This window comes from Rhizobium sp. 2YAF20 (assembly GCF_052114685.1).
Taxonomy (GTDB): domain Bacteria; phylum Pseudomonadota; class Alphaproteobacteria; order Rhizobiales; family Rhizobiaceae; genus Rhizobium.
This window is the reverse complement of record NZ_JBFRFF010000009.1, coordinates 1-19,721: the sequence shown is the minus strand read 5'-3', so window position 1 is coordinate 19,721 and position 19,721 is coordinate 1. Positions and strand designations below refer to the sequence as shown.

The 19,721-nt window shown below is 54.5% G+C and carries 29 protein-coding genes; 12 read left to right on the top strand and 17 right to left on the bottom strand.

Annotation, left to right across the window (positions count from 1 at the left end; genetic code table 11):
• Positions 1–18: 18 nt before the first annotated feature.
• Genes AB4Z52_RS13725 through AB4Z52_RS13680 form a run of 10 tightly spaced genes read right to left on the bottom strand, consistent with a single transcriptional unit; the run spans position 19 to position 4,996 of the window.
• Positions 19–405, bottom strand: a complete 387-nt coding sequence (locus AB4Z52_RS13725; protein WP_442218478.1) for a hypothetical protein — start codon at positions 403–405, stop codon at positions 19–21.
• On the bottom strand, positions 386–1,078 hold the full coding sequence (locus AB4Z52_RS13720) for a hypothetical protein (protein ID WP_442218477.1): 693 nt from the start codon (positions 1,076–1,078) through the stop codon (positions 386–388). The genes AB4Z52_RS13725 and AB4Z52_RS13720 overlap by 20 nt, the downstream gene beginning before the upstream one ends.
• Positions 1,063–1,362, bottom strand: a complete 300-nt coding sequence (locus AB4Z52_RS13715; RefSeq protein WP_442218476.1) for a hypothetical protein — start codon at positions 1,360–1,362, stop codon at positions 1,063–1,065. The genes AB4Z52_RS13720 and AB4Z52_RS13715 overlap by 16 nt, the downstream gene beginning before the upstream one ends.
• Positions 1,355–2,242 carry a hypothetical protein gene (locus tag AB4Z52_RS13710; protein ID WP_442218475.1) on the bottom strand — a complete coding sequence of 296 codons (888 nt, stop codon included), beginning with the start codon at positions 2,240–2,242 and terminating at the stop codon, positions 1,355–1,357. Before AB4Z52_RS13710 ends, AB4Z52_RS13715 begins: the two co-directional genes overlap by 8 nt.
• A complete protein-coding gene (locus tag AB4Z52_RS13705) occupies positions 2,230–2,517 on the bottom strand; it encodes a hypothetical protein (RefSeq protein WP_442218474.1) in 288 nt (95 codons plus the stop codon). The genes AB4Z52_RS13710 and AB4Z52_RS13705 overlap by 13 nt, the downstream gene beginning before the upstream one ends.
• Positions 2,510–2,959 carry a hypothetical protein gene (locus AB4Z52_RS13700; protein WP_442218473.1) on the bottom strand — a complete coding sequence of 150 codons (450 nt, stop codon included), beginning with the start codon at positions 2,957–2,959 and terminating at the stop codon, positions 2,510–2,512. Before AB4Z52_RS13700 ends, AB4Z52_RS13705 begins: the two co-directional genes overlap by 8 nt.
• Positions 2,949–3,641 carry a hypothetical protein gene (locus tag AB4Z52_RS13695; protein WP_442218472.1) on the bottom strand — a complete coding sequence of 231 codons (693 nt, stop codon included), beginning with the start codon at positions 3,639–3,641 and terminating at the stop codon, positions 2,949–2,951. Before AB4Z52_RS13695 ends, AB4Z52_RS13700 begins: the two co-directional genes overlap by 11 nt.
• Positions 3,638–4,051 carry a hypothetical protein gene (locus AB4Z52_RS13690; protein ID WP_442218471.1) on the bottom strand — a complete coding sequence of 138 codons (414 nt, stop codon included), beginning with the start codon at positions 4,049–4,051 and terminating at the stop codon, positions 3,638–3,640. The genes AB4Z52_RS13695 and AB4Z52_RS13690 overlap by 4 nt, the downstream gene beginning before the upstream one ends.
• Positions 4,041–4,457 carry a hypothetical protein gene (locus AB4Z52_RS13685; RefSeq protein ID WP_442218470.1) on the bottom strand — a complete coding sequence of 139 codons (417 nt, stop codon included), beginning with the start codon at positions 4,455–4,457 and terminating at the stop codon, positions 4,041–4,043. Before AB4Z52_RS13685 ends, AB4Z52_RS13690 begins: the two co-directional genes overlap by 11 nt.
• Positions 4,454–4,996: a metallophosphoesterase gene (locus tag AB4Z52_RS13680; protein ID WP_442218469.1), complete on the bottom strand. Its 543-nt coding sequence runs from the start codon at positions 4,994–4,996 to the stop codon at positions 4,454–4,456. Before AB4Z52_RS13680 ends, AB4Z52_RS13685 begins: the two co-directional genes overlap by 4 nt.
• Before the next feature lie 567 nt (positions 4,997–5,563).
• Here AB4Z52_RS13680 and AB4Z52_RS13675 point away from each other — a divergent pair.
• From AB4Z52_RS13675 to AB4Z52_RS13660, 4 genes are all read left to right on the top strand, one after another.
• The gene (locus tag AB4Z52_RS13675; RefSeq protein WP_442218468.1) at positions 5,564–6,841 is read left to right on the top strand and encodes a hypothetical protein; all 1,278 of its coding nucleotides are present in this window, start codon (positions 5,564–5,566) and stop codon (positions 6,839–6,841) included.
• A gap of 211 nt (positions 6,842–7,052) precedes the next feature.
• Positions 7,053–7,394 carry a hypothetical protein gene (locus AB4Z52_RS13670; RefSeq protein ID WP_442218467.1) on the top strand — a complete coding sequence of 114 codons (342 nt, stop codon included), beginning with the start codon at positions 7,053–7,055 and terminating at the stop codon, positions 7,392–7,394.
• A 583-nt stretch (positions 7,395–7,977) separates the two neighbouring features.
• On the top strand, positions 7,978–8,190 hold the full coding sequence (locus AB4Z52_RS13665; protein ID WP_442218466.1) for a hypothetical protein: 213 nt from the start codon (positions 7,978–7,980) through the stop codon (positions 8,188–8,190).
• Between the two features lie 404 nt (positions 8,191–8,594).
• Positions 8,595–9,644 carry a nucleotidyl transferase AbiEii/AbiGii toxin family protein gene (locus AB4Z52_RS13660; protein ID WP_442218465.1) on the top strand — a complete coding sequence of 350 codons (1,050 nt, stop codon included), beginning with the start codon at positions 8,595–8,597 and terminating at the stop codon, positions 9,642–9,644.
• 23 nt (positions 9,645–9,667) lie between these two features.
• Here the strand turns inward: AB4Z52_RS13660 and AB4Z52_RS13655 are convergent, their stop codons facing one another.
• Positions 9,668–10,417 (bottom strand): hypothetical protein, encoded by a 750-nt coding sequence (locus tag AB4Z52_RS13655; RefSeq protein ID WP_442218464.1) that lies wholly within the window; start codon positions 10,415–10,417, stop codon positions 9,668–9,670.
• 143 nt (positions 10,418–10,560) lie between these two features.
• Between AB4Z52_RS13655 and AB4Z52_RS13650 the strand changes: the two genes are divergently transcribed.
• Entirely contained in the window at positions 10,561–11,637 is a 1,077-nt protein-coding gene (locus tag AB4Z52_RS13650) for a hypothetical protein (RefSeq protein WP_442218463.1), read from the top strand.
• On the top strand, positions 11,634–11,993 hold the full coding sequence (locus AB4Z52_RS13645; protein WP_442218462.1) for a hypothetical protein: 360 nt from the start codon (positions 11,634–11,636) through the stop codon (positions 11,991–11,993). Before AB4Z52_RS13650 ends, AB4Z52_RS13645 begins: the two co-directional genes overlap by 4 nt.
• Here the strand turns inward: AB4Z52_RS13645 and AB4Z52_RS13640 are convergent.
• From AB4Z52_RS13640 to AB4Z52_RS13630, 3 genes are all read right to left on the bottom strand, one after another.
• Positions 11,990–12,523, bottom strand: coding sequence for a hypothetical protein (locus tag AB4Z52_RS13640; protein WP_442218461.1), 534 nt, complete (start codon positions 12,521–12,523; stop codon positions 11,990–11,992). The two genes, AB4Z52_RS13645 and AB4Z52_RS13640, sit on opposite strands and share 4 nt — an antisense overlap.
• The gene (locus AB4Z52_RS13635; RefSeq protein ID WP_442218460.1) at positions 12,520–13,083 is read right to left on the bottom strand and encodes a hypothetical protein; all 564 of its coding nucleotides are present in this window, start codon (positions 13,081–13,083) and stop codon (positions 12,520–12,522) included. The genes AB4Z52_RS13640 and AB4Z52_RS13635 overlap by 4 nt, the downstream gene beginning before the upstream one ends.
• 125 nt (positions 13,084–13,208) lie before the next feature.
• Positions 13,209–13,532 (bottom strand): hypothetical protein, encoded by a 324-nt coding sequence (locus AB4Z52_RS13630; protein WP_442218459.1) that lies wholly within the window; start codon positions 13,530–13,532, stop codon positions 13,209–13,211.
• Positions 13,533–13,729: 197 nt separating this feature from the next.
• Between AB4Z52_RS13630 and AB4Z52_RS13625 the strand changes: the two genes are divergently transcribed.
• The 4 genes from AB4Z52_RS13625 (at position 13,730) to AB4Z52_RS13610 (ending at position 15,674) form a co-directional block, all read left to right on the top strand.
• Positions 13,730–13,996 carry a hypothetical protein gene (locus tag AB4Z52_RS13625; RefSeq protein ID WP_442218458.1) on the top strand — a complete coding sequence of 89 codons (267 nt, stop codon included), beginning with the start codon at positions 13,730–13,732 and terminating at the stop codon, positions 13,994–13,996.
• Complete coding sequence (locus AB4Z52_RS13620) at positions 13,993–14,187, top strand: hypothetical protein (RefSeq protein ID WP_442218457.1); 195 nt, start codon at positions 13,993–13,995, stop codon at positions 14,185–14,187. Before AB4Z52_RS13625 ends, AB4Z52_RS13620 begins: the two co-directional genes overlap by 4 nt.
• Before the next feature lie 298 nt (positions 14,188–14,485).
• Positions 14,486–14,749, top strand: a complete 264-nt coding sequence (locus AB4Z52_RS13615; RefSeq protein ID WP_442218456.1) for a hypothetical protein — start codon at positions 14,486–14,488, stop codon at positions 14,747–14,749.
• 793 nt (positions 14,750–15,542) lie between these two features.
• A complete protein-coding gene (locus AB4Z52_RS13610; RefSeq protein ID WP_442218455.1) occupies positions 15,543–15,674 on the top strand; it encodes a hypothetical protein in 132 nt (43 codons plus the stop codon).
• 326 nt (positions 15,675–16,000) lie between these two features.
• On the opposite strand, the gene AB4Z52_RS13605 is transcribed toward AB4Z52_RS13610, so the two are convergent.
• Together AB4Z52_RS13605 and AB4Z52_RS13600 are read right to left on the bottom strand one after the other, a co-directional pair.
• Entirely contained in the window at positions 16,001–16,693 is a 693-nt protein-coding gene (locus AB4Z52_RS13605) for a hypothetical protein (protein WP_442218454.1), read from the bottom strand.
• 221 nt (positions 16,694–16,914) lie between these two features.
• Entirely contained in the window at positions 16,915–17,250 is a 336-nt protein-coding gene (locus AB4Z52_RS13600; RefSeq protein ID WP_442218453.1) for a hypothetical protein, read from the bottom strand.
• A gap of 822 nt (positions 17,251–18,072) precedes the next feature.
• Between AB4Z52_RS13600 and AB4Z52_RS13595 the strand changes: the two genes are divergently transcribed.
• Positions 18,073–18,492 (top strand): GFA family protein, encoded by a 420-nt coding sequence (locus AB4Z52_RS13595; RefSeq protein WP_442218452.1) that lies wholly within the window; start codon positions 18,073–18,075, stop codon positions 18,490–18,492.
• 98 nt (positions 18,493–18,590) lie between these two features.
• Positions 18,591–19,463 carry an acyl-CoA thioester hydrolase/BAAT C-terminal domain-containing protein gene (locus AB4Z52_RS13590; protein ID WP_442218451.1) on the top strand — a complete coding sequence of 291 codons (873 nt, stop codon included), beginning with the start codon at positions 18,591–18,593 and terminating at the stop codon, positions 19,461–19,463.
• Positions 19,464–19,527: 64 nt separating this feature from the next.
• On the opposite strand, the gene AB4Z52_RS13585 is transcribed toward AB4Z52_RS13590, so the two are convergent.
• Positions 19,528–19,721 (bottom strand): hypothetical protein (locus AB4Z52_RS13585; protein WP_442218450.1); only part of this gene is annotated, 194 nt, incomplete at its 5' end.

The following is a 19,721-nucleotide window of genomic DNA, read 5'->3' as shown; positions in this document are numbered from 1 at the left end:
TAGGAAATCCTAGCTACCTTATTCGCTATTTTTTCCAGGCATACGGTCCCATTCCTCCGGCTCCGCAGCCGCGACTTTATCCAATATCGACAATGCCAAGGGGACACTCCCGGCATCAAAGCCAAGAGCCATGACCAGTTCATCCATAATGCGGTCGACGGCGCGATCCTGCTCCTCACTTCCCTTGTTGTCCCAGCTGACGCCATAGCCTGGTCGATAATCGACGCATTGCTCCAAAGCGAAATTGACGCCATCGCCGAGCGCCGCGATCCGGTCGAGATACTCCAGCAGAACCTGAAACTGGCGCTCGTCGAGAACCACCGAGCAGGCTTCCGCAATCATGTCACCGCAAAGGAAATTGAGAGTCGTAGTGTAATCCAGCAGCTCAGAGTCCGAGTTCTTCATCGCTCCACCTTTTCCGATTGACGATCTCGATCTTCCCGTCTTCTCCCAGTCTCCACATCCGAGCATCCAAAATCTTTCCGTCTTCCTCTCTCAGTGTTCCGACAACAAACGCATGCCGGTCACACGTCGTTTTGAGAAAGCTTCCCCATCTCAGCCGACCTGGCTCGCCGCATTCCTCGCATGTCCGCAACGACTTGCGACGGATGCGCTCAATCAGCATGTCCAACGGCAATCGCCTTTCGCGGTCGAAATCAGATACGTGAGCTTGCATGCAGCCAAACTTTTCTTTGCTGAAGTAAAGCTTGGGGCGCCAGTCAGGTCTCTGCAGCACTCGTAAACCATCGCCCAACTCACACAGTAAGCGGTCCCAACCAGGTCCTTGTTCGAGGGTTCGGGAGCCCGGGCCAGTGTCGAAATCCAGGATGTCAGCATAGTCCTGGATGAAGTCAACATGCTTCCGACGGTGGTTGATTTCGTAACGAAAGCGCTCGATATCCTCCGGCGAAAAACGGATATCGTCGAGATGCCGTGACCAGAATTTCTTGCGCGGATCGAGATCAGCAGGCATGCCAGCGGGCATGAGGTCGCCGTATTCGATGACGCGAATGAGGGCGTAGAAATCACAGCCGATGATGTCGGCAGCATCTCTAATGGGGATCAGTTTGTCAGACATCCGTTGCGGCTCCTTTCACTCAGAGCGAGAGCGAGTTCTCGGACCTGACGCTTGATCGTCCGATCCTGATTCCCGGTCCACGGAGTGTCATCGAGATCAACGACTAGCTGACCATCGAGTTCGTAAGCATTGAAAAGACAGACGCTCGGTCCCGTCCCTCCGTACAGGCTTTCGACTTGCTCGAAATAACTATCAATTAATGGCAGCCATTCCAGCCGCACCTCGATCTCCGCGTAGTCGGCAATCGTAACCGGATGTTTTTCCCTGAGTTCATTCTCAGTCATCTCGTCGCTCCAGAATTGCTCGTGCGATCTGAATCGTCGAGTAGAGCCGCAGCTCCGGCGGGCGGTCGTGCAGCAGCGTCAGGAGATTCTCGATCATTTCCTCGGTTGTATCCCAAGCGGCAGCGTATTCTGCGATCAGGTTTTCGGAGTGGTCCTTGTCCATCAGATACAGCACATGCAGACGCTCGCCTTCATCGTCTGTCAGGACTTGAAGTCGATCAAGATAGTGTCGGTCGCAAAGCGTTTTCCACCAGCTGAACTTCCGCAGGTGTCCGACCAGGCCGCAGATTTCGCAAGTCTCCAACGACCTTTCGACTACGATTTTTTCGGCTGGTCTGCAGATTTCCTGACTAGCCTCATCGCACCGGTACGTCAGTGATAAGGACCCCCATTTCTCCCCGGCTTCAATGAACCCGAAGCTGGGCTGACTCCCGCAGCTATCGACAAACCGTTCGATGATCCGGTGCCAGCCATGCTCACAATGCATGTGCTGACGAAGCTCGCGCATCTGGGTGACGTATCCGAGAAGTCCAACGTGAACCGCGACGCGATAATAGGATTGACCGTAGTCGTCTTCGAGGAAACCGCCGCAATGCGCCGACCAGTCTTTGATCGAGCGTTCGCTGCGCTGCTGGTCGGCCGGGTGGAGATCGGCGTACGCGCGGATATCGGCGATGATCTCAGCGCGGTACTCGCGCCAACCTGCGTCGTATAATTGACGAATGATCTCATCGATAGCTTTGTCCGCGCGGCGGTAGATTCCCGGATACAGCCTTTCGAGATGCAACTCCGCGAGGGCCTGGATGTCCTCCATATGAAACGCTGGGCGGCGATCCTTGACGGTGAGACCGCCCACTTTTCGGTCAGTCATCGGCGGCACTCCGCTTCCTGCCGTGCTCGCAGCTCGGCAAAGAAAAGATCGCTGACTCGCAGAACGCACTGCGAGACGATATAGGCGCGGGTGATGCCCGACAGGTGCCTGAAGTGCGGCATGAAGAATTCCTTTCGCCGCCGAAAATCAAGGCGCTCTTCTTTTGCAAGGCAAGCGCTGTCCCTCAAGTATTCGTATGCCAGGCGCTTAATCTGATGGAGTTCCTGCTCACGCGTCAGTCGCAGGTGTTCACGAAAATCGTTCGACGTAGGTGTCTCAGTCATGAAAGGGGTCTCCCTTCCGACCGCCTGCGATCCACGCCCGGCGCTGGTCTGAATGCCGCTCGCACAACGTCTGCAGGTAGCCGTCGAAATTATCGAGCTTGCCGGGGTCGCCGCACTGCTCGCAGGTCTCGATGCTCTTGCCTGTAAAGCGCTTCTGGACCTCAAATAGATCGGCCTGCAGCGCCTTCGGAAAACTGGCCGAGGCCCGTCGCGGCCGCACGTAGATGCGGAGGTCACCCAACTTTTCTTTGATCTGACGGACCGTGGCTTTCGCGATCCAGTCATGCCGTTCAAGGCAGGCTTCGATTTCCTGCAGGCTGTCCGCAATCAACTGCAGCCACCCGTCATCGACCGCAAACGCAATATCCGGTGGCAGGATGCGGGCGTGTTTTTCGTGGAGCCCGGCGATGTAAGCGTTGCGCTCGAAGCTCTCAGGAAGCATTGGAGCCCCCATGCTTGCGTGTCAGCTCGTCGCTCAGCGTCTCAAGATCGCTGATCATCTCGTTGATTGACATTTGCACGCCCATAAAAACAGCTTCTAGATCGAGATATCGAACGCGAACAAAAAGTGCGCCGCCGTCCATTTCGACCTTCGTGATCAGGACTTTCCCGACGATGTCTTCGTCGACAACGATTTTGAGTATCGCGCGAAATGTGATCGCGAGCAGGTTGGACATATACTCCGGGACCGCGAGATTGATCGCCTTTCCATGAACCTCAGGAAACAGGTCTCGAACTTCGTGGTAGAGAGCGGCTTCTCGTGCGGTCTTTTCGTCACCGCCAGCATGTCCGATACAGTAGACGTGGCCGTCCTCTGCCGCTCCTGGCAGGCCACAAAGTTCGCAGGTCTGCTGGCTCAGTCCGTACAGCTCATGCTGAGCGATGCGCAAGGTGTTCATCTGGTCCGGGCTCCAGCGTGACATCTCCGGGAAAACGAACGCGCGAACTCCGTCAGGTCCGCGCTCGAAGCGGATCGAAACTGAGTCCGTCAGGTCTCCGATCCCGTCCATCAAGTGCAGGAAATCCATGACCAACTGCCACCAGCCGTCCGGCAGGTTGTCGACGGAAGGGTGATAGTAGTGACGATACATTGTGCGGATGCGGGCAACGTTGTCGGGGGTCATTCGACACCTCCAGCATGCTCGTCGCAGAAAACACCTTCGCCACGGTCACCGAGGATCGGCATCCGCAGGAAACCGTCAGCGCCGCAGATCGAACAGGTTTCTTGTGTACCGCCGTGGAATTGGACCAGCGCCTCGATGCATTCGAGAGCGCGATTGCCGTGCCAGCGAGATGTCGGCATCATCGGAGTCATGAAAGCCATTGCGCTTGATGGCTGGACCTCAACCCGCAGTCGGACCCAGGTTGCCAGGCTCGGCGTAAGGAAGCTCTGAGGGGCGACGAGCGACAGCACGTACAGCCGGTCGAGCATTTTTACGAGCGGCTCGATCCAGCCGTCCGGCAGCGCGGTCATGCTGTCGTGCCACAGATATTCGTATTCCGCGCGGAGGCGGCCAGCGATCTCAGTGTTCATTTGCAGCCTCCAGCGCTTCGTCCGCATGTTCCTGACACAGCGTCTGCTGATCGCGGTGATCCATGTATTTGACGATCATCGTGCTCGACTTGCCGCAGACTTCACAGGTTTTCGACGTCGCGGCGTTGAAACGAGCGACCGCCTCGACCAACGCCATTGCCTTGTCCGGGGTCCAGCTACCTAGCTCCGGATTGAAAGTGACAAAGGCGACGGCAAAACCCTGACCGCGCTTGACCATAATCGGAAGCGGGCTACCGTAGACGCCATCGACGGGCGGCTGGATCGCATGCAGGTCCGACAGCAGACGCTCGGTGATTTCGGTCCAGCCGTCCGGCAGAAGGATCATGTTGCGCTCCCAGAGATGGGGATATGCGGCAGCGAGACGGGCGATGTCTTCCATCTTCATGCCACCACCTCCGCATCACGCGTCGCCGCAGTCAGGTTCTTGAAAGACGCCGGAGCAAAACCAAGGTCAGGGCAATCGACACCGCAATCGCGGCTGCGACCGAGCGCCGGGAGCTTGCCATGTGAATGACCGAACAAATGCCAGGAGCCATGCACCGATGCCGACCAGGTGCGCATCGCATAATGGTTGAGGATGACGCGCTCCCCATCCTGCTGGGTTTCCGCATAGTGGGTTGGCGGCTGGTCCCAGGCGAGGCTAGCAACGGACTTGCGGACGTCGCCGCGATTGTCCAAATCATGGTTGCCGAGGATGAGGCGCTTGCGGCCGCGAAGCTGGGAGAAGATCGACGCGGTGCGGTCCGCATCATGGTAGCTGAAATCACCCAAGTGCCAGACGATATCGTCTGGACGGACGATTGAATTCCATGCGTCGATGAGATGGTAGTCCATCTCCTCCGGCGACGTGAACGGTCGATCTTTGAGCATGAGAGCATGCCCAAAATGGGTGTCGGCTGTAAAAAATTGTGACGTGAAAGCCATCTTGCGAGTCCCTAAATTCCGGTTCGATACGATCAGACCCGCGCGTGCGGGTACCCACAGCCGTTAGTTGGCTATGGATAGGTCTCTGGATATTCGTATCGACAGGACTCGCATTACGTGTTGCCTTTCAAGGGCACTGGTGGCTGCATGCATACAACCATGGAGGAGTCCCCATGGCAAGACAGATTTTCAAATGCAGATTTATTTTCGCTTCAAACGTCTAGGATAGTTAAGGTCCGGTCAACAGATTGGGCTGAAAGCATAGAATCGGCCACTTGCAACAAGCTTAACGCACGCCAAAGCTAAAAGAACCGAAGCTTCACAGAGACGGCAATCTCTCCACTTCGGTTCTTTTTGGGGTGATCTGATTATGTTCGTTGGCGTTGCTATTTTCAAGCAAGTAAGTGGTGAATTTTGAGCGCGGCGGTCTACAAGACCATCGACGATATCCTTGATCTCTTTGGTCCAGCAAGTCCACAAATTTGGGTTCCTGACAACGGCTTTGGACCAACTCAACATGTTCAAACTCTTCATCCGAGTATCTCCGGCAAACGCCGCGCAGGCCGGGTGGCGTTCGCTCAGCTTCATTCGGACGGCAAATGGGAAGAGTGGTACCGGCCAACAAGCTCAGTCGTCGAAGCTGCCAACGAAGCCCTTTCACGAAAGAACGTCTCCAATATTTTCCTGTCCCAGCAGACGTTCGGGCGTAAGCGAGCAATCGTGGAACTGGTCGCACTGGGAGCGGCCTATGCCGACCTCGACTATCACAAGTCCCAGTATGCCGGACAGAGCGCCGAGACGGTGAAGGATGCCGTTCTGAAACACCTGATGGCTGCCAAAAAGCCGTTGCCATCCTACATACTGTCGACCGGTCGCGGCCTGCTGTGCGTTTGGCTGCATGAACTAATGGGCGTTAATGCGCTTCCGATTTGGTCGGCGACCCAACGTCATACCGCTAAGCTTCTGACTGCTTTTGGAGCCGACCAGAATGCGCTCGACGCTGCCCGTGTTTTCCGCCTGGTCGGATCAAATAATTCGAAGGTCAATCATAGCCAGCGTGTTCATCTGATCTGGAGCAATGGCGACGCTTCTTCGCCGCACCGGTACCCGTTTGGCGATCTGGCTGATAGTCTTCTCCCGCACACGAGGGCCGAGATCAAAATCCTACGGGCCGAAAGAGCCACCCGGAATGCTGAAGGCAAAGATATCGTCAAGCCTGCCAGGCAGCTTAGCCAAGCAACGCTTTGGTCAACTCGTTTCCAGGACCTTCGAAAGCTGCGCAATCTTCGCTGGGCTGACGGGGCGATACCGTCAGGTCAGCGTGATGCGTGGCTGTTCATCGCTTCCGTCGCGCTAACATGGTTGGCACCTCCGGAAGCAATGGTGAGGGAGATCACCGCACTGGCCCAGAGCGCCGCCGGATGGTCGGAGAGTGAAACATCAGCACGAACTTCGGCTGCCTTCAAGCGTGCGACTGCCGCTGCTGCCGGTGAGAAGGTCACTTGGAACGGTAAAGAATACGACCCTCGGTATAGGTATTCATCGGCCAGGATTATCGACATGTTGAAGATTGAACCGGGCGAGATGGTTCAGGCTGATCTACGGTGTCTGTGTGATGAAGGTCGGCTTTCGGAACTGGCTCGAAAACGGTCGAAGGATTGGCGAGTTAGCCAAGGCCAGAAGACGGACCATAAAACACGGGCAGATGAAAGATTGAGACTTGGTGTCGAGGCTGCCCGGTTAAGAGGAGACGGCATGTCGACAACGCAGCTCTGTGAGAAATTCGGGGTGTCCAGAGCAACGATCACCAAGGCAATCAAGGAAGCTTCGTCGTTGCCTTCTTGACCGTTCGCGATTCGAACGGTGTATGGTTGCGTAGCCCTAACTACATACTCCTTAAGTTAGAAATAGGATGGGAATCGGGAATAACGATTCCCGGAACCGAATCTAAATTTGGAATCCGGAATACATGGCGAAAACCAATAGCCTTAACCTAGTTCCTTGCAGCCATCACTCATACCGTTGTGACGTGCCTTAGTGACGGCGGGAGATGGGCGTGCCACGGAAAACAACAGGAAAAAACGAGAAAGGTCGACTTCGCCAACAGCGATACCGTGATCGCTTGTCAATGAAACGGGAACCAGAAGTTCAGGAACTCGACACAGCCGTAGCTGCTGCCTTGTCGAGACTGGTGATCGCCCTTGAGAACAAGACGGCAGTTACCGGAGCGAAAGCTGTTCTCGACCAAGCCATCATCGATGCCGTCGATCATCTTCGTAAAATGGGTTACTCGGGTAAAGCTTCCGGAAGGCTGCTCTACCGGCGTATAGTTTGGCTGAAAGAGAGCCACAAAAATCCTGCGGCAACTTGGCTGCAGAAAAGAGGCTGCAATCTATGAACCAAGGTGGCTCCTCCCCCCATTACTCCGCACAAAAACAACCTCGAAATCAACAGACACATAGTGATGAGGTTCTCCAGCGAGCCCACGAAGCCGTCCGGTATATCGCGGCATTCGATCTCGACAGAGCACATGAAGCCAACAACGCGGGGTTCTCAAAGTCAGATACGAAACTGGGAAACTGTCTCGCAAAATGGCCGACAGAGATTGTTGTCCGACATTGGGCCTTTGCTCTGATCGCCGTCCGTCTCGCTCGGAAATACCGACGACAGCTTCCGCCTCGTCTGCTTGTCGATCAACCGGTACAGGTCAAACGGTCGATTTGAGTTTGGTCATTTCGGCCGTCCGGGTTTCCATGGGCGAACAGTCCCCGGAGAACCGCAATGCACATCGTCGATCTATCATCCCTGACGCCTGCCCAAGGCGATGACTTCCAAGACAGGTACCAATCGAATCTCCGGCTCTTTTCCGTCTCGGAAGCTGAAGCTGTCAAAGGCAACGGCGGTTTGATTGCCCGCATCGCCGCAAGCGTTGCTCTCGATGACGTCCGTAACCGCCGCCAGCGCGTTGCGAGGCATCGCTCATGACAACTTTCACATCCACGCGGACGGCACCAACTGACGTCGCGATCCGCCTGCAGGAAGTCGAGGCAGTCCTCAAGGGTGTGCTCGATAAGCTTGCTGCCATCACGGCTCCTGAACATCCCGATTTGACTGAGGTCAAGGACGCACTCGACCGTGCCTACAACATCATCTTCTACGGCGCTGGATCAGGGGGATTTGGATGGAAAAATTAATCCACAAAGCAGCACTTGAAAGCCGGATGACATCGGCCGAGAACCGCCTATCAGCGGGCCACCTCTAATGACCGCTTGCCTCATGTTCCGCCCGGACTCAGACTTGGGGTTCCCTGCCATCGGTTTCGAAGTTTTCCGACGGCTACCTTGGCCCTGGCGCGAGAGATCGCTGCCGGGCCTTTTTTTGAGGTGATGTCATGACTACATCAACTTCCGTCAGCTTCGATTTCGACCTGACGGCTTACACTAACGCCCTGGACAATCTCGGTCGACACCTTCTCGACAGTCGGAATTGGTGGATCACAAACCGGGGTCCGTAACTCCCTCGGCCGCCAGCCGCCCAATTCGTTCAATGCATCGGCGGATCGCACGCTTCTCCCAACAACGCTTTGGGAGAAGCCACAATGGCCAACGACGCCACCTTCGATATCGGCAAGCGCACGATAGATCGCATCAAATCCGCATCATCAGTTCACGAACTAGACACACGCAAATCGACCGAGCGTTTCCTTTGCGAGGAAATCTCTCGCGGTCTGTCGACGGTCTTTCCGGTTCGCCACCTCGTTAAGGGCGGGCTACTGCATGCTCAGGTAACGCGCGAGACCGGTGATCTGGACATCACTTTCGCTCGCAAGGTGTCCGAGCCCGAAATTCTTCAAAGCCTTCGTCTAATGGCACCTCTGCTCGCAGCTAAGGGCATCACGATCACGAGGATCGGCAAGATACAGGACCTCATCATCTCCGGCGATGGTGGCATGCGCTTCCCGGTCGAAGCTGACTGCGGCGGCACTCGGATCAACACTCACCTGGATATCACTGGCGGCATGCGCCACCTTCCAGCGTCGAAAAAAGATCAGAGCGGGAAGGAGGTTCAGGTTCAGAAGGTGTTTAGTTCCGTGTTCTTCAAAGACCAGCAGCCCCTTGAAGCATACTTCCAACCGTTCGAAGGCCAAGCCGCTGACAAGCTTTCAGTACTCGTCCTCCGCCCTGATGCAACTCGCTGGAAGGATTTTGCTGACATCTCTCATCTTCACAAGATGAACCTAAGCCCAACGAAGATCGCAATCGAGATGAGCCACAAACTCAGCTTCATGTTCGAGACGGCGAGGGAAGTTCTGCAGGCTCTTCCGGAAGTCCCGGAGACCATGAGCTTCGAATATGCCCGTGAAAAGGCTGCGCAGTGGCAGAATTGGCAGGCTAAAAACGGCCGAACCGCTTCATCCATCGACTTCGAAGACGCCAACTGCAACGTCCGCAACATGTACTTTGCAGTTCGCAAAGTCCTGGTCGATAGCTTCGTGCCTTACCGCCGCCCGCGCGTCCGTCATGTTCCTACGGTCGATGAAGTCAGGCAGGCCCTCAACGAACCGCAGGCACGCGCTGATCGTGACAACGTCGTTGTTCATATGGGGCTATATCGCGATCCGGCTACGCTGAAGTTCCGTCCGAAATAATGATTGCTGCCAGAACTACAACGTCAAGTATCCGACGAGCCGCCGGTTGGCCGAGCCGCCGGTGCCCCGACATCATCGGAATTCTGCGCCGCCCTTTCTTCGCCGTGTCTTTCAAAGGCAGCCATCCACATTGCGTTTTCCTTTTTCTGTTTTTGCTCCGCTTTATCAAGTGCGATCATCTTTTTGGATATCTCCTCGATAACGTCATCCTGATCGGATGTGTAGGGCGCGGGATGGTGTCTGTGGAAATTGGCTTGAGCCCGGGCGGAGAATATAGCCAGTTGTGCGAATTTGCGTTGACGCTCCTCAATGAAGCCGTGACGATCCGGAGGTGATGCCTGATCGTAGGCCCAAGAGACCGATTTTTTAATGCTAAGCTCGATGTTTGGGATCGCAAGCGCTTGGTACATCGTTTGAGGTTCAAACAAAGTCCAGTCGATCTTGTCTGGATAAGCGAGGCTAGGCTCGGGAATTGATGCCTTCCAGTCTTCATAATCCCCTTGAGGAGTATCCGGCTCCCCATCGTCATTCATGACCGCCATGCAATCGCGCACGTATCGCCTTAACGTCGATTCGATCAGGGCCACCGAATAAGCTGTCGCGCCCTCTCGTCTCCGCTTGTCGGCCCGCTCATCTCTCCAGATGCCCAATCTGGTGTTCACCCAAGCGATACCAAGGGCACCGACAGCGCCGAGTAAAAATTTCCCGATGTCGCTTGAAATGCCCCCAGCGATCCAGCCGATCAGCGTCGCAACGAACTCCGTCTTCGACAAAATCGCGCCCTCACTTGCAATTATTTTTGGCCCTACTTCCAGATGAGCGCAATCACTGGTTTTGTCAACAGAATGGCTATTTGACGCAGAACGTTTCCCATCGAACAATAATATCAAGAACATAGACGTATGGGAGCGTCGACATGGCCAAGATCACTTCAAAGATTCGCGTTGGCGATTATTCCGTTTCCGAAAACAAGTTTGATATCCATTTCCAGCTGCGCCCAGCTTCAGTTGGTGGACCAGAGTTCACTCTCATTTATAACGAGAAACTGCTTTCCATGCCGGATGAAACCCGCTTCTGGCTTGGAGGTCTTGGTCTGACCCTTGACGACATGCACGACGCATTTGACGAGGTGTTGGAATGGCTTGATAGACCGCGTGCCAAGTTTGGCGGACAATCATCTGACCAGATGATGTGGCGTCGCATTGAGCTGACCATACAGTCCGTCGGAGCCCACGAAGCCGCCGAAAAGGAACGCCGGGGCAAGGTTGAGGCCGAGCGGATCATCATCGCGGCTCCGGGCCTGGACTGGGCGATGTCTGCCGTAGATGAGCTGGAAGGCGAGATTGCGGTCGTTGGCGGCGATGTCCAGAAGAACGATGAGACAGTTACAGTTACCCTCAAATTCGGAGGCATCGAAGCCCCTGCTACCATGTCGCAAAGTGAATTCGAGAACCTGACGTCCTGCGACTGGGCCACGCCAAAACGCCGCTCTTATACCGTCCAGGAGATTGAGGAACTCGTGGAGGCCGTCGCTGGCAAAGAAATCAAACTAGCTCGTAACCTTGGCCTCAATGTCGACGAGCCAGGCGTGATTGAGAAGATGCAGCAATCGTATTCAGAGGCGCGGGCTACCGCCATGATCGGTGCCATGGAGGCCGGGAGTTTCGGCGAAGACGCTCCCCAGGACCCCGACAAACCGATTATCGACATGATCATGGGGCGACTGTCTCGCGAACTCGGCATTCTGGCTGAAAAAGTGAAACCAACCCAAGAAATCGGCATGCGTACGGCGATCCGCGCTGGGCTAGTAAAATACGACCGAGAACGGGCTCAAGCTCGGAAAACAATCATCGATGAAGCCGTCAACAAGGCCGTTGGTGCGATCCACGAACAGGTACGCCGCTTCGTTTCGCCGATGAGTTACCGCGAGCATCAGTTCCTGCGGGATGTCGTTCGGGACGAGATCGCAAAGGTTGTTGGGAGTTCGCTGTGATGGAGGATTTCGCGCTCAAACGCCGCCGATATCATATCGAGACCGATGAAGACTGGGATATGTGGCGGCAGATGTCGTCCTTCCGTCCGAAGGCAGGGTGGGAACTGACGATCCTTCCACCGTGGGGCGGCGCATTGGTTGGTTTCCTAGTGACCAAAGGTCCGGCATCCGTCAGTATTTATTTTGACCCCCTCGGCCGTCTTGGCGCGGTCGACGAGCCGTATTGGGAGATGTACCCATCCGTCGACAGCGGCGACGTCGACCGGTTTCTTCACAAGGACTTCGACAAGCTCGTTGAGGCCATCGACCAAGCGCTCAATCATCAAATTCTTGCGAAATTTGAGATAGCCGCTTAATCCTCAGGTGGCTGCTCTACCCACAGACCCTCGATCTCCATAAACAGAAACCATTGCTCGGCCATGGACTGAAATAACTCGATCACCGGGTATTTCTGACCATCTATCTTGATATAGGCGTGCGCATAAACGTTCGTGAAGCGGTCGCCGTCTCGTTCAAACTTGACCGTCGCACCGGTCGACATGTTCTCCATGACCGGCCCCATCGTGATGACAACGTGCTTCACCGAGTTTGCGATCTGACGGCAGAACGCAAGTCCGCCAAGCATTCCGCCATTGCGGTCGATGAAACCACCCACCGCACCCTTCTTGCCCTTCCCAACGCCCGTCAGGCGGACATGGGCTGACTCATCCAGTTCATGCAATATCCAATCCAGGATGTGTGACGCCGTCACTGCGGCATCGAATGCGGCATACTGGACGGATTTCGTGCCGACAGCAGATCGCAGCCGCTCGATGTCGTAGAGCAGTTTGAGGTAGAGGTCTGTGGACGTTTTCAAACCGAATGTTTTGTCTGGGATGTTGCTCATTCGGAATTATCAAAAAAAGACAGCATGATCATGCCTTGATCCATGCCTTCGCCAGGCTCCACACGCTGAATACTCATGAAGTAATTAGGCTTGTCGAAGCCAACGAGATCGACTTTGTAACCCGTCATTCGTGAGCTGCCTTGTTGTTGGTCAACGAACTGTTGGGCTGAGAACTTCTTTTCGATAAACGTCTTAATCGCCTCATAGTCAGCGGACGTTGAAGCAACCGTGCAGCTGTTGCTGACCATCGCTTCGACCGTCTTGTGAGCAAAGACAACCAAGAAAGCCTGATCCCCATCGACAAGAGACCATCCCGACGTTGCATCGGGATTGATATCCGGCAGCATTTCGGCCGGAAGAGGCTTGACCGTCAGGTGCAATACTTTACCGGCAACCTTCACGGTCGATCCCAGCGCCTTTTCGTCTAGCCGGGTTGCCATGCAGACGTTTTCCAACAGCCCCTGGAGCGTAGCTGGACTAGCAGCTGCGGCCGTCCAAGAACCAAGTACGGTGAGAATACCAATCGTCGAACCGGCTAAAAATTTTACGCGCGTTTTCATAATGCCCCCAACTACACGTTTTACCGACTCGGAAGTCGTGTGTTCGCTACATAGTCCAAATTCAACCGCTGGGCGAACGCCACTCAATGAGCCAAGCCTAATGTTTTGTCCGGAACCTGATTCGTTTACATCGCGCTGCCATACTTCTTCCAAAGGTTTTCGACCGCCTCTGCCAGGTTTTCAGCAACCCCCGGCGGAAGCGTAATATCGGGCCGCACCTTTGGATCACCCCAGTTGCCGGGTGCTTTGCCGATGACAAGCCGAAAGTTTGGCTGGCTCGCAACGAAATTGACCTCTACTCTCCCTACGGAGCCTAAGGTAATGGCTGCCATATCGCTCGGAATACCACCAAGGATATCGATAAGCTCCTGTTCGCTAGGATCGTTATTCTGAAGCGTCTCCGTGCGCAGATATTTGCCGTTCTCGATGATGTATGCCTTGATAGCCATGCGGGTCTCCCTGGGTGCTGCTCTACGTAAGCGAGAAGCCGTTAATTTTCAACGATTTCCCTTGCTGACAGATCGCATCGGCTCGACGCCCATGGTCAAACCGTCAGGGTATGCCGGTGTAGACTGTCGAACCTATTTGAGGGACCTGAGTGGACGGTTGTCACTATTAGGTCGGCGATGGGATTGGAGGAGTTAGCATGACTGAATACAGGAATGATTTCGGCCCCGTCGAGATAATCTGCCAAAACCCGATCTCGGACCGGTTCCTCCTTGTTCGCATGGATGATGTAGCCGCGTACCTCACTGGTCTACCGCAGGTGTATGTAGTGTTCGCTGACACTTTGCGACGTGGCGGCGATGACCAACCGCATCGGATCGACGTGCGCGAGTTGGAGGTCTTAAGCCACGAAGAGATGACGAGTGATGATGGATCGGTGTCGTTGACGTTCGAGGTGAAGGGATGAGTTCGATAGATATCGCTGATATCAAAATGCAGGCGTGGTTTAAAAGTCTCTCCAACGTGGAGCAGGCCGAAGTGCTCCTGGATGCTCAAGGTCTTGATGAACTGGATCGCGGGGAAAGCGTTGATCTTGAGGATGTCCTTGAGGAAGCCCGGACAATCGTCAGCGCCGCCCGACCAACAACCAATTTTTGAGCCGAGAGGCCCCAGGCTCTTTCCCTGCGATGCGGTGGATTGGAGGCCGCATCTGGTCACTGGATCGGACATTTTGAAAACCGATTCACCATCAGCACCCTAAGTCGGAAATCCTCCTTTTAATGCGTTCTTCCACCCGGAGAAGTCGCCATTTTAGCACTTCCTCTCACTGAACGTCGCCGATGCGACAAAGAGTCAACATTATGGAGGGCGCTCAATGAGTTAGCCCTGCATTTTTGAGCTTGCGTCCACTGCTTTTGCGAGTCACAATTTGCCTATCGCAACTGAGAACTACCAAATGAAAGTTCCTGCAAAGCAGAAATTGTCCGCCCACGAACGTAATCTCCTCGCACTCAAGAAGTCATTCGAACACTACTTCGCCAATATCGACAAACACATTGAGCTTCAGCAGGCTCGTGTCGCCGAAGTTCGGGCCAAGCAAGCGGACGCTCTGACCCGCCGCGCTATCGAGCGCCAGTGCCGACGCAAATACTTCCGCGATAAATACGCCAAAATGGGCTTATGGCCGTTGCCGCCAGTCGGCACGCTGCTTAAAATCTGATCCTTCAAGCCGGGTTTGCAGCCCGGCTTTTTCATGCCGAAAATATTTGGCGGTTACCATCAAATCTTGCAGCCGGGTTCGCTACGCTACTCTCGAATACAGAGTGCAAGAGTTTGAATGACGAACCCGCTGTCCGTACAAAACGGCTATCCTCTGATCAAGCGTTCGCTTGAAGGCGATTCCGACACAGCTTGGATTTTTTTCGAACCGCTGAGATACGAAGACCTGATCACTCGAAGGATTTCAGCTCCCACTCAACCCATCCTTGTCCGAAAAGGTATCGACCTTGCTCCGGAGACATGACCTCGACCGTTAGCGCCTTGAAACAACTTATCGGACATCAAGCTCGTAAAGAGTTGGTGTCCCGTACGCGCGTCAGGACGTCGACTATTCGGATCGAAAGCCATGATCAGGAGCAAGAGCTGGTCGTTGGCTGGGGGGCGGATGTGTCGTTTGCTGTGGTCCAGACGTCCGTTGACTACACCCCGCCCGAAGATTGAAACGAATCACTACAGTTGAGTCTGTCAACGAAAACGTGCAGCTGAGCTATACTTTCGGCATTGTCAGCTCATGTACGGCCGTTATTTGTGTGAATAGAGCGAATTCTCCCCGGCTTTTTCCACACGTTATCCACAGACGACACATCGTTTTCATGTGTTAATACGCTTTTGATTACAATCATTTACGGGCGGTTCCCGTGGGAGTATCGTAAACGGATTGTTAAATATGAGCACTTGCAGATTCAGCGCGAGCCTGCCTTACTGTTCGTGCCAACAAACGAAAGGAGGTCACCATGATCCTCAAGGTTTGGTTGGCAGCAGCGTTCTTGACGGTGGCGGCATACTACGTCGTCCACGCCTGGAACGAAATGAAAGAAGCCGTGTCGATTTCTCGGCACGGCTCTGATGAAGCAAAACCGATGTAACAGCGGTTGCTGCTGCCAAGGGGATCGGTGTTACCAGCACCGGTCCCTACAGATTTTGTAAGACTACCTTTAATTATTAGACGAGTCCTGTCAAAGGATTTTTCCCTTGACAGGAATCCGAATGACTTAAAAATATCTTTTAAAAAAATATCGTAAAGAAAAATATTGTATAAAAAAATAGCGCTCAGATTTTTTCGTCGAGTCTTTTTTCAAATCAATTTCTGAAGGACTCGATGTCTACAATTTCTGTAGCAGCTTGAATTTGCAGCGCTGCTGGCACCAATGGTCAAATTGACCACCGCTCTCGCACGAATCCTTGAGCGACATCAAATCGCATTATCCGTGCGCCGATCACGTTTCTGCTGTTGCGCCAGCGCCTCAAACATCACGGTCGCGGGTCCAGTCTCATCGAAGTAGAAGACGTACATCTCGTCGCGCTGGATGCCCCACAGCGTCCGCAGCAGCTTCATCGTCAGCGATGAGTCCCGTCGCTGCATGTCTTCCGCCGTACCATCGCTCATTTGCCAGATGAGCGTTCGCAGCATGTCGTAAATGGCGTCGAATTCGTAAAGGAACGGGAACCTGAAAGTCAGGCTTAGATGGACGCCGTGAGAGTCTTCGTCGCCTTCGGCATCTGTGCTGATCACTAGTGCTCCTGTTCGCAACTTTCCGTAAAAAAGCTTATAGTGTCGACCGGTTGCCCTGTAGGAACGATAGCCGGACCAGTCATCCATAAGACGAGTATCGCTTTCGATTACCCGCCAGGACCCGCGCGATAGTGCGTAATTCAACAGATTTCCAACTGAAACTGTCTTCTCGAATAATTGCCGGTCGGCTGGTTGTATATTGCGGCAATCCATCGCTTCCAGGCTGACTGGTTGCTTGTGCATTTCAGGATGCTCGGCAGGATCGGGAAATGCATCGTCGAAATCTTCCGACATATAGATAGCGTCTTTATGCGCGGCGATTTCTTCTTGAAGAGTCGGTCCGGTCGACTTCGGTTTCTTCTTCCAGAACATTTATCCCCACCCCAGCCTCGAATCTTGCACCGCCGCGTGCGCTGATACCGTCAGCATCATATACAACGTTGACGAGACTTGCATGGCCATCGATCAAAACTTCCTGATGACTGAAATCCTCAAATTGAATACTGCCGTTGCAGGTATTTCAGGCAAGATCGACGGCTTTCTCCAGAGTCAGCTCGGCATGCAGACCGAGATCAGTGGGATCAAAAGTCGGCCTAACTCCGGACTTTCCGGGTCAGATCATACAACGCGCTCTCAACCTCGCGGAGCTGCATCTTCTGCTCTGCTAGCAGGGCGCGGATAGCTTCCATAGCTTCTTGATGAACTTGCTCTCGCCTCGCAGTGTCTTTTTCTCTGCTCTCGTCGGTTTGGTGGAACATCCCCGCGACGTAGGATGAGAGAGAAACGATGCCAAGCGCGGCCAGCGATTCAGACGAACGCCATAGCCATTCCGGGCCTTGTTCCCAAAGCCGATATCCGATCAACCCGAAGAAACCTAACGTCGTGATCACCCATGTCCACACCACGAGAGTAGTTTGGCGTTCACCCATTATCGATCCCCCAAGTTCAGATGAGGCTATTACAGCGGCAGCCCACCATCAATGACCATTTCCAAAGTCTGGATCGCAATGGAGGCCGGGCCGTTGTCGACGATGGGCGAGTGATTTGCGAGTAGGTGTTCACGCTTAAGGACCTCTCGCCCAAATCAACGCTTTCGAGTGTCGTCGACCCTGATCCGGTGACCATGCTTCGATGGCTCGACGGTCACCGCATACGGCGATGAAGGGTCATGAAATCGACTGCTGCCGGTGTCACGAATTTGCTTTCGAAATTCTTGCAGGACTGCCAAATCTAAATCTTGCATTTGGAGCTTTGCCGTTTCCGCCGACCGGGGTGTCATAGGTGTAACGCTGCGCGGCGTCGAATATCGTGAGCGACGGATTGCTGGAAGAAGCGCTACGGGGTATCGAAGGCGCATCTAGCGCTGGTGCGGATACAGAACAATAAGAGAACATCGAAAGGCCGATTGAAAGGTGACGCGCAAGGGCTATCTCGTCTAAAAGGGAGCGCCATGGACATAGCTTCGCCAACGAAAGCCTCGGATCATTTGTGCTACGGCCTGGATTGCCAAGGAGGGTTTAAATTTGCCAGTGCGCGATCTCGTCGCTCGCGTCGCTGCATCCTATCAAAGGTAGTGCAGATGCAAGGGTCACAGCAATGTCCGCTTGTCGCGGCCCGTTGCGGTCATCAAGCTGGATTGGTCACTACTCATAAATCCGTAGTCGAGATATGAATGATGCTGACGTCCACCATAGCGTGAAAGGCATGGCAATCACCGGTGTGCCAACTACGTCGAGATTACGAGGCTGGACATGGCGAATGACGAATCGGGAATGTTGACGGGTCGATGCCTCTGCGGTGGCATGGAATACGAAGTCAGGGACGCGTTCAATTATGCAATGAATTGCCATTGCTCGAACTGTCGCCGTGCGACCGGCTCGGCCTTCAAACCCTTTGCCGGTATCGAGAGCGACAAGCTACGGATTGCATCCGGCCAGGACCTAGTTTCGATATATGGCGACGCGGAACAGGCGCATGATGTTCATTGCATGCGTTGCGGCTCCTTGCTCTATTCCATCGTTAATAACGGTGCGACGGCGCACGTCACTATGGGCACGCTCGTCGAGGCACCGACGATCAAGCCTTCGGCGCACATCTTCGTTGCCTCCAAGGCTGCTTGGCACGAAATCACCGATGACCTGCCACAATATCTAGAGTTTCCGACAGAATGATCAATCGAAGGCTCACTATCTCGTTCACGCGCGGTCCAGTTTAAATCAGCGCCGCAAGGGACAAAGATGGTCGATGGTTGGAAGGCGGAAGAATACCAGTGAAAACCTATTCACAGATCAACCTGACCGGAGAGATACAGGGCGTTCTGCTGGTGCCGGACAGCTTGAACGAATGGGGCATCGTCGTCCTCAGCGGATCAAGCGGTCGCACAGATGTTCAGCGTGCTTCCCTCTTCGCCAGCCTCGGCATCACGTCGCTGGCACTGCGATGGTTTGGCGGAGAAGATCAAACTCCTGGAATCTGTGAAGTCCCGCTGGAGACTTTCGTCAGCGCCATCGACGAACTTCGCCAGCGTGGCTGCAAGCACATCGCATTCGTCGGAACATGCAAGGGCGCGGAAGCGGCCCTGCTTGTCGCTGCCCGTGACGACCGCGTCGAAATGGTCATTGCGATCAGTCCGACCTCCGTCGTTTGGGGCAATATCGGACCGGGGCATGACGGCATCGCCTGGCCAGAGCGGTCCTCTTGGACGTGGAGGAGCGAGCCCCTCGCCTTCGTGCCTGCCGATCCTTCCTGGGTTAAGGAGTACAAGGACGGCCTCGTTTCCTATCGCGGACTGTTTGAACACTGCCTGACACGATTTGCCTCTTACATTCCAGCCGCCACCATCCCGGTGGAGAAAATAGCCGCCAAAGTCGTTCTCATCGCTGGCGGGAGCGATGCGCTCTGGCAGTCGGAGGCATTTGCACGTTCCATTCTTCAGCGACGGCAGATGTTCGGCAAAGACACCGAATTGGTCTACGACGCAGACGCCGGACATCGGCTTTTGCTTCCTGGAGAGACAACGCCAAGGTCTTCGCTGCATGCGCATGGCGGCAGCGACGAAGCGGACGCAAGACTTGGTCGATCCGCCTGGGCGGTCATTGTCCACGCTCTCTGCTTGAAGGTAGAAGTGCCCAGTGGCAGATGACGGGCGTTCTGATCGAGGCGACCAGTCAAATTTGTGTTCGATCTTGGGGGACGCGGCACAAATTTCAAAAGGCTGCATAGTGCCACCGTCCAACACTGAAATCGACAAGCCGGGGGATAGGCGCAACTGCTGGCAGATCGCACGCGATCTCGAGATCACCAAAATTACAGTCAATTAAATTCTCAACCGGAATAGAGACGTAAACAATGACAGTTGAGCCTATTGCAGCACTTCTTCCGAAGTCGGCTGGCCACCAGT